Origin of the sequence: Enterococcus hirae ATCC 9790 (assembly GCF_000271405.2) — a bacterium.
Classification (GTDB): domain Bacteria; phylum Bacillota; class Bacilli; order Lactobacillales; family Enterococcaceae; genus Enterococcus_B; species Enterococcus_B hirae.
This window is the reverse complement of record NC_018081.1, coordinates 2,411,083-2,424,571: the sequence shown is the minus strand read 5'-3', so window position 1 is coordinate 2,424,571 and position 13,489 is coordinate 2,411,083. Positions and strand designations below refer to the sequence as shown.

The window sequence follows — 13,489 nt, the reverse complement described above, 5'->3', positions numbered from 1 at the left end:
ATGCGTCACGATGGAAGACAACCTCAGCAGTTAAGAAAAATAAAGATTGAAACAAATGTTTTTAAACATCCAGAAGGTTCTGTTATGATTCACTTTGGTGATACGATCGTCAATTGTTCTGCTACGATTGAAGAAAACGTTCCGCCATTTTTAAGAGAAACAGGAACTGGTTGGGTAACAGCAGAATATAGCATGTTGCCACGTGCGACTCATACTAGAAATCGAAGAGAAAGCAGCAAAGGAAAACTTTCAGGACGCACAATGGAAATCCAACGGTTGATTGGTCGTTCGTTAAGAGCGGTCGTTGATCTGAAAAAGTTAGGCGAACGTAGTATTATCATTGATTGCGATGTTTTGCAAGCAGATGGTGGGACAAGAACGGCTAGCATCACAGGAGCTTTTATTGCGTTAAAATTAGCAGTCGAAAAGTTACTTCAAACAAAAGTTTTACGTGAAGATCCAGTTATTGAACATTTAGCTGCTATCAGTGTTGGGATTTTACCCGATCAGACATGTGTGGCAGATTTAGATTATGAAGAAGATGCTGCAGCGCTAGTCGATATGAATCTAGTCATGACTGAATCTGGCAAATTTGTCGAGATTCAAGGAACTGGGGAAGAAGCAACCTTTGATGGTGAACAATTAAACGATCTGCTCTTTTATGGAAAAACAGCGATTGAGCAATTGATTCTTGAACAAAAAAATGTCTTGTTCGAGCAACGAGCAGAAAGAGAGGACGATTTGAAGACGATCGTTATTGCTACCAAAAATGCTGGGAAAGCAGAAGAATTTAAAGCGATGTTTGGCAAAGCTGGTTATGAAGTCAAAACATTGTTTGACTATCCTGAATTACCTGATGTAGAAGAAACTGGTTCAACGTTTGAGGAAAATGCTCGTCTGAAGGCGGAAACGATTGCTTATTTGTTGAATCAACCTGTATTAGCTGATGACTCTGGTTTGAAAGTAGATGCTTTAGGTGGCATGCCAGGAATCTACTCTGCACGATTTGCCGGTGAACACAAAAGTGACGCAGGAAACAATGCGAAATTACTTTATGAGATGACGGAGATTCCAGATGAGAAAAGAACGGCGCAATTTCATTGCACCTTGGTTTTTGCTGCACCGGATAAAGAAAGTCTAGTGGTGGAAGCGCAATGGCCAGGAAAAGTAGGAAGAATCCCAAGAGGAGACAACGGCTTTGGGTATGATCCACTATTTATTCCTGACGGTTCAACTGAAACTGCAGCCGAAATGTCAAGTGAAGAAAAAAACCAAGTCAGCCACCGGGCACAAGCAATGAAAAAATTGAGCCAAGTATGGCAAAGCTGGTTGGAAGGTGAAAACAAATGAAATATTTAGTTGTCAGTGATAACCATGGTGATCGGGAAATCTTAGCTGATCTAGTTGCTCGTTATCAAACGAAAGTGGATTTCTTCTTTCACTGTGGCGATTCAGAATTATCGCCAGAAGATCAATTGTGGACGCACTTCCATGTAGTCAAGGGAAATTGTGATTTCGGACCGGGATTTGTTGAAAAAGAGTGGGTTGATACTGGGAAAGATAAAATATTTATCACTCATGGACATTTGGCAAATGTTCGTTTTGGTCTTACTCAATTAGCGCTTGAAGCGCAAGCCAACCAAGCAACAATGGTCTTTTTTGGTCATACGCATCAAATTGGTTGTGAGGTAGTAGAAGGGGTCTTGTATTTGAATCCTGGAAGCATTTCGCAACCACGAGGACCGATCCAAATCCCTTCTTATGCCTTGATTGAACACAGTGGAGAACAAGTCAATGTTCAATATTATAATCGAGCGCATCAACCTGTCGAGGAACTGGCTTTCACTTTTTCCTTGTAAGCAAAAAATCTCTAATTTTTACTAAAATCTCGATTTTTTATATGAATTTTGCATCCGTTTTCGGTAAAATAATTATGTTGAAATGAAATTGAAATGAAATTGAAATGGAGGCCCTCCAATGATTGGACCGATTGTAAGAGAGTTATTGCTACAAAATCGAGAGACTTTTTTGATCTCAGCTGAAAATGTAGCGAATGTCATGTATCAACATCCATTATCACATGGTTTGCTTGTTTTATCGAAAGTAGGTTATACGAAGATCCCTGTACTAGGAAAAGATGACCGTTTTGTGGGATTAGTTAGCTTATCTGATGTCGTCAATAAAATGATCGATCTACAAACGATCAGCATGGACCCATTAGAAGGACTAACCGTTGCAGATGTAATGGAAACGAATGTTGCAACGATCGATGAAAATTGGGAACTAGAAGAAGTTCTCCATTTATTAGTTGATTCACCTTTTCTACCGGTTGTTACAGAAGACAAAGTTTTTAAAGGGATCATTACTCGAAAAGAACTACTAAAGGCAGTCAACTATATGGTGCATGAATTGGAACGACGAAACATTGTTTCGCCTAAAGTCGAAGAATTAAAAGAAAAGTTAGACATCGTTAGTTAACGATTAAAGCAAAAAAGATTGAGACGATTCCTTACGCTTTCCATTAAGGTCATTTAATGGAAAGCGTAAGGAATCGTCTCAATCTTTTTTATTTCAAGCTGATCGGGCTGTTAGGAATGGTAAATCCTGCTGTTGTCAATTCTTTTACATAAGAACTCAAAAATTCTTCTTTCAAAACAAATTGTTTTCCATTCAAGGCATAACAAATGGTTCGAATCCCTAAATCGACTAATCCAAAAATTGTTGGTTCAGTTTGTAAGTCGTCTTGGTATTTTTCAGCTAATCGTTGATTTACACGATCGATGATTTCGTAGATAGAATCATAGCCTTCTTCCGGCACGATGCGAATATCAAGTAGAACTTGCATATTCGCTCTGGATAGGTTGCTGATAGTCGTGATGTTTCGATTGGGAATAAAGTGAACCGTACCGTCTACAGCCTTTAGCTGTAACGTCCGAATACCGACAGAAGCCACTGTTCCTTCAATTGACAGATTTGCTAATTTTACATAATCTCCGACATCCATTTGTTGTTCCATAATAATGAAAAAGCCAGTAATCACATCACTCATAAAGCCTTGTGCGCCCAATCCAATTGCTACCCCAGCAATTCCCGCTCCTGCCAACAATGAACCAATCGGAACACCAATGACGGATAAAATCGCATAAATAAAGAAAAAACCCATCGTGTATTGGAAAATCGTATTTAACAGACTGTGTAACGTTTTTAAACGACTTTCATTCAAAACCGATTTCTTAGAATATTGTTTAAAAGATTTATCAATTAAATATTTTCCGACACGGTTGAGTATGGCAAATAAAAGAATTAAAAAACTAAATAAAGTCCTTTTTGGATGAAGGTTGCAAAAATTGCATCCCAATCGATCGTATTCCAGAAACGTTGAAAAGCATTCACTTGGTGGACTGCTTGGTCAGTTAATGTTTCACCTGTGGAAGTGGTTGCTGTTGTCGCTAGTTGTAAAAACATAAGATCCTCTTTTCTAAAATATATACTCACTACTGTATTGTAACAAGAACAAGGGAAAAAGAAAATCAGCAAAACTGTTTCAAATTTCAGAAATTTTCCAAAAAATAAAATGACAAACCTCAAGGATAGTGCTAAAATATTCACAAAACAAAGATAGGTGGAATGAATATGCAATTGGATTGGAATAATTTAGGTTTCTCATATATCAAAACTCCTTGGCGTTACGTTGCAAAGTGGAAAGATGGTCAATGGGAAAAAGGAGAATTGACGGAAGACAACTATTTAACAATCCATGAAGGTTCTCCAGCGCTTCATTATGGACAACAATGCTTTGAAGGATTAAAAGCTTACCGAAGAAAAGATGGCAAGATCAATCTTTTTCGACCAGATCAAAACAGCCGTCGTTTGAATCAAAGTGCTAGACGGTTATTGATGCCGATGGTACCAGAAAAAATGTTCATTGAAGCTGTGAAAGACGTAGTCAAAGCGAACGAAGCATTTGTACCACCTTATGGAACAGGCGCAACATTATACTTACGTCCTTTTCTGATTGGTGTCGGTGAAAACATTGGTGTGCACCCAGCGCCAGAGTACTTATTTGTCGTTTTCTGTACACCAGTTGGTGCTTACTTTAAAGGTGGTTTGAAACCAACGAACTTTATCGTATCAGAGTACGACCGGGCAGCACCTAATGGAACAGGGGCAGCAAAAGTAGGAGGGAACTATGCAGCTAGTCTGTTGCCAGGTACACAAGCGAAGGAATTAGATTATTCAGACTGCGTGTATTTAGATCCTGCTACTCACACGAAAATTGAAGAAGTCGGGGCAGCGAATTTCTTTGGTATTACTAAAGATGGGCAATTTATCACACCGCAATCGCCATCGATTTTACCAAGTATCACGAAATATTCACTCTTACAATTGGCTGAAGAGCGTTTAGGCTTAACTGCTGTCGAAGGGGATATCTTTATTGATCAATTAGACCAATTTGCCGAAGCAGGAGCGTGTGGCACAGCAGCGGTCATCTCACCGATCGGAGGGATCTATTATCAAAATAACTTACATGTTTTCCATAGCGAAACAGAAGTTGGTCCTGTAACTAAACGATTGTATGATGAATTGACAGGGATCCAGTTTGGCGATGTAGAAGCGCCTGAGGGTTGGATCGAAGTAGTCGAATAAACAACAGTATAATCTAGTAAAAAAGAGATACTACGATTTCTAGGACAGATATAGATGATCTGTCCTAGTTTTTTTATAAAATTAGTTTTACAAGCTTTCTTGCCACATACTACTTTAGAAGAGTTTATCCATCACCAAATAGAAGATACAATTTCACTCATATTAAAATATAAACTATTTATATTTTAACAATCAAATGGCTTGTAATCTGCCACAATAATCTAGATAGGCATATTTCATGCGTATCATCGTCTGGGTCTCATATTTTCTTTAGGGATCAATCAAAATAAGACGACCCAATATTGATAAGCCTATCAATAGTAGGTCGTCGTTTAAAGTTTATTTGAAACCGGTGAGTTCGTTAGTGTTAAACGAATTTTTCCGTTATCTTACTTAAATAAAAAGCGATTCGTGTTGTTTTAAATGGGATGACTAAAGTAAATAGGGTTCTCTTAAGATAAGTGGACACCTTTATCTACATAAACAATGTCGCCAATCATTCCGCTTGATAATGGGCTAATTAAAAAGGCACAGGCATTCCCGACTTCTTCGATCGTCACACCTTGTTGATCTGGTGTACGTGATTCAGATAATTGGATCAATTTTTGGTAATCTTTCACGCCAGTAACCGCTAATGTTTTGATCGCCCCAGCTGAAATACCGTTGACACGAATGCCTTTAGGAGATAGTTCTGCAGCTAAGTAACGGATGGCTGCTTCTAAAGATGCTTTTGCAATTCCCATCATGTTGTAGTTAGGAATAGCGCGTTCTGATCCTAAATAAGACATGCTTACAATTCCGCTGTTATGTGCTAGATACTTTTGTGCATATTTTGTTACAGCGATTAATGAATAGCTACTGATATCTTGCGCTAATTGATAGCCATCACGTGAGATATCGGATACGTTTCCTGATAATTCTTCTTTGTTTGCGTATGCGATCGCGTGTACTAGGCCGTGGATTTCTCCAGCATATTCGCCGATTGCATCCATTGCTTTTTCAATACTTTCATCACTTGATACATCACATTCCACCGTAAAGGCATCTTCGCCGACTAATTTAAGCAATGATTTTTTCATGCGTTCATTTTGATAAGTATAGATGATCTCAGCACCTTGTTTCATCATTGCTTCGGCACAACCCCAAGCAATACTACGCTTATTTGCGACGCCCATAATGACGATTTTCTTTCCTTCTAAAAAAGACATATTGACACTCCTTTGATCTTAAAAAGATTTAATAGGTTGTATAATAAACAATAATTGCAAAATAATAACCTCTTGATTTTCTATTATTAGTCAAAATGCTTTGATTGTCAAACTATTTTTTTTAATAATAAAAAAGATTGCTAAAAATTTAAGAATATGATACTTTGATAATCAAAGTAATAATCAAGGCAATTAGCCAAAAGAAGGAGTATATTATGTCTTACGTATTATCAGCTACTGAAGTAATGGACTTGATTCCCAATCGTTATCCAATATGCTATATCGATTATGTCGATACCTTAGAACCAGGAAAGAAAATCGTCGCAACGAAAAATGTAACGATCAATGAAGATTTCTTCCAAGGACACTTTCCTGATAATCCAGTAATGCCTGGTGCATTGATTCTAGAAACCTTAGCGCAAGCTGGATCGATTCTGATTTTAAAATCAGAAGAATTTTTAGGCAAAAGAGCGTATATCGGTGGGATTAACAAAGCGAAATTTCGCCAGAAAGTGGTTCCTGGTGACGTGATGAAATGTCATTTTGAAATCACAAAAATGAAGGGTGCAGTAGGGACCGCTTTATCTGCGGCTTATGTCGAGGATAAAAAAGTTTGTGAGTGTGAGTTTACTTTTATTGTGAACAAAGATGCTTAATTGGGTAAAGCGGCTTTTTTTATAAAAGCAGAATTTACAAGGACCCAGTTATCAGTAAAAGCCGAAGAACAGCGAAGGGCAATGGAATACCTTTCGTTATTCTTCGGCTTTTACTTAATGATTCGTCTTATGATTCTTTCGCTTCTTGTAAAATATTGATTTTTTCAATTTTAACCGCTTCTTTTGGTTTATCTGAGGCATCTGTTTCAACCTCTGCGATTTTATCTACAACGTCCATTCCTTCGATGACTTGTCCAAAGACCGTATATTCACCATCTAAACTAGGATAGCCACCATTTTTATACGCATTGATGATTGCTTGAGGGTAATCATCTTTTAATAGTCCGTCATGCATATCATCTGAGTTTTGGACGATAAAAAATTGGCTCCCATTACTGTTAGGATCTTGGGCACGTGCCATGGATAAAGCTCCGCGGATGTTGTAAAGCTGGTTAGATATTTCAGTTTCAAATCCTTTGCCCCAAATACTTTCACCGCCAGTACCATCCCCTTTAGGATCGCCTCCTTGGATCATGAAATCTTTGATCACTCGGTGGAAAGTCAAGCCATCGTAATAGCCATCTTTAGCATGTGTCATAAAATTCTCAACTGCTTTAGGGGCCAATTCAGGGAATAATTTCATTTTGATTGTCCCTTTTGATGTGACCATCTCAACCAGATCTTCATTGGCAGCGACCTCATTGCTCAATTGAGGAAGAGGGAGTGCGTTTAAATCGACACTTTCTTTTGTACTGCTTTCCGTTGTTTTTTCTGTTGAACTTGTTGTTTCAGAAGTGTTTGTTTTTGGTTCACTTTGATTACACCCTGCTGCAAATAGTAGGGTTGCAACCAATCCCATACTTAAAAGAAGTTTTTTTGTTTTCATTTTTGGTTCCTTTCAAAGATAATCAGTTTGTTATCTATAATGATAACAAATAATGATCAATTTACCTATTCTTTTTCTCATAATTTCTTCGTTTATGATCACTTTTCTCAAAGGTGTAGACCATTTAAAGCGCTTTTGTTATAATGTAAGTGGATACAAAAAAGATTTTGGGAGGATTCAACTGATGGGAAAATTAGGTATTTCGATTTATCCGGAACGTTCAACGTTCAAAAAGGACAAAGCATATTTGGATTTAGCACATAAATATGGATTCAAACGTGTATTTACTAGCTTATTACAAATAGAAGATGACAAAGAAAAGGTTTTAGCTGATTTTTCTAAAGTTGTGGAATATGCGAACCAATTAGGAATGGAAGTTATGGTAGATATCAATCCAGCATTATTTGAACAATTAGGGATATCCTACGATGATCTTTCCTTTTTTCATAAGATGGGAGCGTACGGCATCCGTTTAGATATCGGGTTTACGGGAGCTGAAGAAGCAAAAATGACACGTAATCCATACGGTATTAAGATTGAGATCAATATGAGTTCTGGAACTAGTTATGTTGACAACATCATGAGTTATTCTCCGAATACTAATAATTTGTTAGGGTCTCATAATTTTTACCCTCATCGCTATTCTGGTTTGAGTTATGATCATTTTGTGTATTGCTCAGAAAAATTTAGAAATTATAATTTGAATACAATGGCATTCGTCAATTCTCAAACCGCTGATTTCGGACCATGGCCAACGCAAGACGGTTTGTGTTCGCTTGAAGATCATCGAAACTTAGAGATTTCTACACAAGTCAAGCACTTGATGCTGACGGGTTTGATCGATGATATTTCTATCGGCAATGCTTATGCGAGCGAGGAAGAACTAAAAGCGATGGCAGAAGCATTTAATGCAGATTATCCAACATTGAAAGTAGATGTTGAAGAAGATATCACCGAAGATGAACGGATTTGTTTGTTTGATAATCTCCACAGCTATCGTGGTGATCGTTCAGAATATATCCTTCGTTCAACAATGACACGGATCTACTATAAAGATAAACCATTCCCACCACATAATACCCGGGACATGTCTCGCGGGGATGTCTTGATTGATAATGTGGGGTATGACCAATACAAAGGTGAAACTCAAATTGCGCTAAAAGAGATGAAAAATGACGGTCGTGTGAATGTAGTCGGACGTATTTCAGAAGATGAATTGTTCTTATTAGACTTCTTAAAACCGTGGTCAAGTTTTAAAATGATCGAAAATAAAAAATAATGGTTCCTAACTTTTAAACTATTTTTGTTTAAAAGCTAAGAACCATCGGGGAAACTTCAAAGCCGGTTAATTCTACTGGTTTTGAAGTTTTTTTGTAAAAATGATTGAAAAATTGATTAGTCTAAATAATTTGTCAAGATGTTATGTCTCTGAGATAACAAGACTGATCTTGATAGATTAGTTGTGTGAAGATGGTTTTTTTTCAACCATTTATAATGAAATTTGAAGAGAAATGGGTGATGTGGAGCTTTATATTTACTCTTGGAAGGATTGCATCGAATAACTTCTTTGTTTATACTTAATCAAGAATTAGTATTAATAATGGAATAAGGAAGGAAAGCGATGAAACTTTTGACAAAAATAGTAATCGGAATTGCTATTGTCGTGATAGTGGTTCTATTATTTGCAGGCAACTATTTTTATAATTATGCAGTTGTCCCATCAGAAAAGGATTTTTTAGAAAACGATACGCCGGGAACTTCTCAAACAACAAAAGAAAACGAGGCGACAAAGTGGTTCAATCAGAAAGAGAATCGCACTTACTGGCATCTAACATCAACAGATCATTTGAAATTGTCTGCGATCTATCTGCCAGCAGAAAAGAAAAGTGATAAAACAGTTATTGTTGCCCATGGTTATATGGGGAATGCAGAAACAATGGCAAATTATGCAAAAATGTTTCATGATTTAGGCTACAATGTGTTAGTTCCAGATGCTCGAGGCCACGGGCGTAGTGAAGGGGATTATATCGGATTCGGTTGGCCAGAGCGAAAAGATTACGTCCAATGGATCGATAAAATCATAGCAGAAACAGGGCAGTCGCAACAAATCGTGCTTTATGGAGTAAGTATGGGTGCTGCAACTGTGATGATGACGAGCGGTGAGAAGCTACCAAATAACGTGAAAGCGATCATCGAAGACTGTGGGTATTCGTCAGTTGATGAAGAACTTGCATATCAACTAAAAGATATGTTCAACTTACCTTCTTTTCCATTGATCCAAGTGACTAGCTTGATTACAAAAATTCGAGCAGGGTATTTTTTTGGGGAAGCAAGTGCCGTTGATCAATTAACTAAAAATACGAAACCAATGTTATTTATCCATGGTGATGCGGATACATTCGTTCCCTATAATATGTTAGCAAAAGTATATGCTGCAACTAAGGGACCAAAAGAAAAATACGTGGTCAAGGGAGCCGAACACGCAAAAGCGTATCAGGCAGACCCAGAAAAGTATCAGCAAACCGTCAAAGAGTTTTTAGCAAAATATGTCCAATGAGTTGTTTGCTAATAGCTAATACAAAAATAATTTTAGGATTCTAATAGAGAGAACTCATTCTTTTTATTTACCGGCAGTCATCCGTTCACAATAGAAATATGGGTGACTGCTTACATATATAGTTGAGAATTTTACATAAATCAGACAAAAAAACGAACGAAAATCAAGAATAGGCAAAGAGGAACCTTTCTGTCATTATCGAAAAATACATTGTGAAGAATGAAAATAGAGAAAATGAATTTAGGAGCCTTTTTGACATAAAAACGGATATAAAATCGTTTCGTAAAGAAAGCGAATCAACCGCACAAAACGATTTTTATTATAAAAAATGATCTCAAGAAAGGGAGCGAAAAAATGCCACTGGCAAATAAACTAGAACTAGAACAAGCTTTGCGCGCACGATTATTAGTCAATTCAATATCCTCTAAAGATACTAAACATTCAATTGTGAACCGTACAAAACGTTTGTTCAAAAAAAACCTTCGATTGAAGTAAATAAGCAAGACAAATTTGGAAATTTCAAAATGTATGAACAATTTTTTGATCTTCCAGTTGGAGATATTCGGCATATTCCTGATTTGAATGAGACGAAAGCGATGTTTAAAGAGTATTTGAAAAATTGGAGTCATATGATCAATGTGAGTGACGATCCTAACATAACAAGTTTAGCTGAAGAAAAGGGTCAGTTTACAATGTACGATTCATTCGAACGGAGTAGCGATGCTATCCAAGATACACAAAAAATAGAACAGGAACTTTTACACTTAAGTGGAGATGAAGCTCGTTTTCTCGTATTACCACTCCTAAGTGGGAGACCGTTACATAAAGAGGAAAAAGAGTTGATTAAGGACACCACTGAAAATGAGCCTGTATACACTAGTTTAACAGGAGCAATTATCCAAAATCAAAACAATAAATATCTCGTTACATTGGTAACTTCGAATGACCAAGAGCTCACGATTCGCAAATGCGCAATCGATCAAGACAAAACCAAAGAGTTAGCCAATCTATTGGGCACGCCATTACACTCTAGCCATGAGAATATGACTACACTAGTGGATAAATTTGAGAATCTTAGGAATAAACAAGAAATAAAAGAAACGGCAAAGAATATATCACATTCAAAAAAATTTCATTTCTTACTTCCGCAACTATATTACACTGTTGACTACATTTTTTATGGGAATGCTATTGATCAAATTCATGAGGATGTTCAAAAGAACGGTCAAATACAAGATCAGAAGGGGAAGGCAATTGATGAACAAACGAAGCCCCCAATGGATTACTTCAATCTTACACCAGCAACTCAACAAAATAATCATAAACGTTTGATGAATGAGTTTCATTACGCAGCACTTAAGAGGATGAACCAATTACAATATTCTGAAGATCTTCTTCATTCGATGGTTATTGTACATAATAAAACTGAACAAGTGGAAAATATGGATAAGAATTGGAAAACAAAAATTGAAGATACAATACTCACAACTTCTCAACAAAGAAAATCGCTGTCTAGACAAGATTCAGTAGAAGTAGAAGACAGAGGGATTTACCTAGCTGAGCTGCGGGAACCAAAAGAAATATTTGAGAAAGCAGAAGAACAATTAAAACAGTCAAGAGGGATTGTTCTGCCAAATGAAGTGGCAGCAATTAGCCGTTCACTTCAATATAGTAAGTATTATCAGTTAGAAAAAAATTCGATTGTACAAGAACTCTCTCGATTAATGCCAGGAGATCCAACTTCTTTTCTAGTTACTTCTCATGATATTCAGATCAAGTTGAAGGACAAGGGTCCTCATGAAAAACAGAATCTTGGTTGTGTGATACGGAAAAATACTTTCGGTAACTTTATCGTTTCAGTGGTTGATCCCACAGGTTACTATCAAAAAAGAACGCAAGTAAATGGTCTGTTACCTTGTGTACATGAATTTGAAATTTCTAAATCTAACCTATCAGAACTAGCACAAGCACTCAATAAGAGCAACGATAAGAACAAAAGTGATTTTATCCTTCAAAGGGATTTATCTTTAATTAGCAATGGAGGAAAAGTTACAGATTATATCATTGATCAAAGTGCTTATTTAAAATCAAAACAGGGATTTCATCATTTTTCTGCCGCAGTAGATTTTGCTATTTTTTCAAGTACAATGCAGTTAGGGCGTTATGTTTATATTAATGATCTTAAGAAATTGAGTGGAAAAAATACAGAGTTAGCGAATAATTTAGGAGAAGAAAGAGCATTGAAAATAGCTTATCCGGAACACTTTGCTCAAAAGAAAGTGAAAAAAACACGAGCTAGTAATTCGCAAATAAGGGACGTTTATAAAAATTCTATCTTTGATCAAGAGAGGGAATAAGTTTTACCATCACTCGTTCTTTTTGAACCAGTTTAGAAGAACTAGACAAAGAGACCGTTTGAACCACTCAACGAGTCGTTCAAACGGTCTCTATTTTCTATCTTTGAAAACGTGTGATCTTTTGGTGATTAAAGATTAGCAAATTTTTCCAACAAACGGATCATTTGGCAAGTGAAACCATATTCATTGTCATACCAAGCAACGGTTTTTACGAGTTGGTAATCGCCAGCCGTTGTGACTTCTGTTTGAGTTGGATCGAAAATCGAACCTTGTGTGGTACCGATTACGTCACCAGAGACGATTTGACGATCATCGTAACCAAATGATGGATTGTCTTCGGTATGTTTCTTGATCGCTTCGTTCACTTGTTCAGCGGTCACTTTTGTTTTTAAAATGGAAACTAGTTCTGTTAATGAACCATCCACTACAGGTACTCGTTGTGCGTGACCTTGCAATTTCCCTTGAAGCTCTGGAATAACTAAGCCAATTGCTTTTGCCGCACCTGTTGAGTGAGGGATCGTGTTGTCAGCTGCTGATCGAGCTGCCCGTAAATTTCCACCTTTTACTGGTCCGTCTAATAACATTTGTGTAGAAGTATAAGCATGAACGGTAGTCATAGTCCCCACTTCGATACCAAATTCATTATTTAAGAAATAAGCCATCGGTGCTAAACAGTTTGTCGTACAAGAGCCTGCCGAAATGATTTTATCATTAGCATCTAACGTATCATCATTTACATTGTATACGATAGTTTTCATTGCACCAGCAGGAGCAGAGATCACTACACGTTTTACCCCAGCGTTCAAATGGGCTTGTGCTTTTTCTTCCGAAGTATAAAAACCAGTACATTCCAGTACGATATCGACCCCGTTTTCTTTAACCCAAGGGATTTTACTTGCATCTGGTTCAGCATAGACACGCGTTTCTTCACCATCTACTACGATTGAGTCTTCTGTTGCAGTAACTGTACCGGGATAGGTTCCATGAGTTGAATCAAATTGTAGCAACTGTGCCAACATGGTTGGGCTAGTTAAGTCATTGATTGCTACGACTTCAATATCATCAGATACTTCTTTGATTCGGCGGAAAGCTAAACGTCCAATACGTCCAAATCCGTTAATACCTACTTTTACTGTCATAATCAAAAGTTCCTCCTTTAGTGATATTGAGGGTGCAAA

At 37.1% G+C, this 13,489-nt stretch carries 11 protein-coding genes and 1 pseudogene; 8 read left to right on the top strand and 4 right to left on the bottom strand.

Annotated elements, in window-relative coordinates; all coding sequences use genetic code 11:
• The 3 genes from rph to cbpB all read left to right on the top strand — a co-directional run bounded on the left by rph (position 1) and on the right by cbpB (position 2,478).
• Positions 1-1,350, top strand: coding sequence for a ribonuclease PH (rph, locus tag EHR_RS11520; RefSeq protein ID WP_010737495.1), 1,350 nt, complete (start codon positions 1-3; stop codon positions 1,348-1,350).
• Positions 1,347-1,859, top strand: coding sequence for a metallophosphoesterase (locus EHR_RS11515; RefSeq protein WP_010737496.1), 513 nt, complete (start codon positions 1,347-1,349; stop codon positions 1,857-1,859). The genes rph and EHR_RS11515 overlap by 4 nt, the downstream gene beginning before the upstream one ends.
• 118 nt (positions 1,860-1,977) lie before the next feature.
• Positions 1,978-2,478, top strand: coding sequence for a cyclic-di-AMP-binding protein CbpB (gene cbpB, locus EHR_RS11510; protein ID WP_010719279.1), 501 nt, complete (start codon positions 1,978-1,980; stop codon positions 2,476-2,478).
• Positions 2,479-2,566: 88 nt separating this feature from the next.
• Here the strand turns inward: cbpB and EHR_RS11505 are convergent.
• Positions 2,567-3,465, bottom strand: a pseudogene (locus EHR_RS11505) (mechanosensitive ion channel family protein).
• Between the two features lie 168 nt (positions 3,466-3,633).
• Between EHR_RS11505 and EHR_RS11500 the strand changes: the two are divergent.
• Entirely contained in the window at positions 3,634-4,647 is a 1,014-nt protein-coding gene (locus EHR_RS11500; RefSeq protein WP_010719277.1) for a branched-chain amino acid aminotransferase, read from the top strand.
• A gap of 452 nt (positions 4,648-5,099) precedes the next feature.
• Here EHR_RS11500 and fabI read toward each other — a convergent pair whose 3' ends face one another.
• Positions 5,100-5,855: an enoyl-ACP reductase FabI gene (gene fabI / locus EHR_RS11495; protein WP_010719275.1), complete on the bottom strand. Its 756-nt coding sequence runs from the start codon at positions 5,853-5,855 to the stop codon at positions 5,100-5,102.
• 215 nt (positions 5,856-6,070) lie between these two features.
• Here fabI and fabZ point away from each other — a divergent pair, with 215 nt between their 5' ends.
• Positions 6,071-6,511, top strand: coding sequence for a 3-hydroxyacyl-ACP dehydratase FabZ (gene fabZ, locus EHR_RS11490; RefSeq protein ID WP_010719274.1), 441 nt, complete (start codon positions 6,071-6,073; stop codon positions 6,509-6,511).
• A gap of 127 nt (positions 6,512-6,638) precedes the next feature.
• On the opposite strand, the gene EHR_RS11485 is transcribed toward fabZ, so the two are convergent.
• Complete coding sequence (locus EHR_RS11485) at positions 6,639-7,397, bottom strand: peptidylprolyl isomerase (protein WP_010719273.1); 759 nt, start codon at positions 7,395-7,397, stop codon at positions 6,639-6,641.
• Positions 7,398-7,581: 184 nt separating this feature from the next.
• Here EHR_RS11485 and EHR_RS11480 point away from each other — a divergent pair, with 184 nt between their 5' ends.
• The 3 genes from EHR_RS11480 to EHR_RS11470 all read left to right on the top strand — a co-directional run bounded on the left by EHR_RS11480 (position 7,582) and on the right by EHR_RS11470 (position 12,311).
• Complete coding sequence (locus tag EHR_RS11480) at positions 7,582-8,676, top strand: DUF871 domain-containing protein (RefSeq protein ID WP_010719272.1); 1,095 nt, start codon at positions 7,582-7,584, stop codon at positions 8,674-8,676.
• Positions 8,677-9,018: 342 nt separating this feature from the next.
• Positions 9,019-9,954, top strand: a complete 936-nt coding sequence (locus EHR_RS11475; RefSeq protein ID WP_010737499.1) for an alpha/beta hydrolase — start codon at positions 9,019-9,021, stop codon at positions 9,952-9,954.
• Positions 9,955-10,478: 524 nt separating this feature from the next.
• Positions 10,479-12,311 carry a hypothetical protein gene (locus tag EHR_RS11470; protein ID WP_010737500.1) on the top strand — a complete coding sequence of 611 codons (1,833 nt, stop codon included), beginning with the start codon at positions 10,479-10,481 and terminating at the stop codon, positions 12,309-12,311.
• A gap of 128 nt (positions 12,312-12,439) precedes the next feature.
• On the opposite strand, the gene gap is transcribed toward EHR_RS11470, so the two are convergent.
• Positions 12,440-13,450 (bottom strand): type I glyceraldehyde-3-phosphate dehydrogenase, encoded by a 1,011-nt coding sequence (gene gap / locus EHR_RS11465; protein WP_010719268.1) that lies wholly within the window; start codon positions 13,448-13,450, stop codon positions 12,440-12,442.
• Positions 13,451-13,489: the final 39 nt, after the last annotated feature.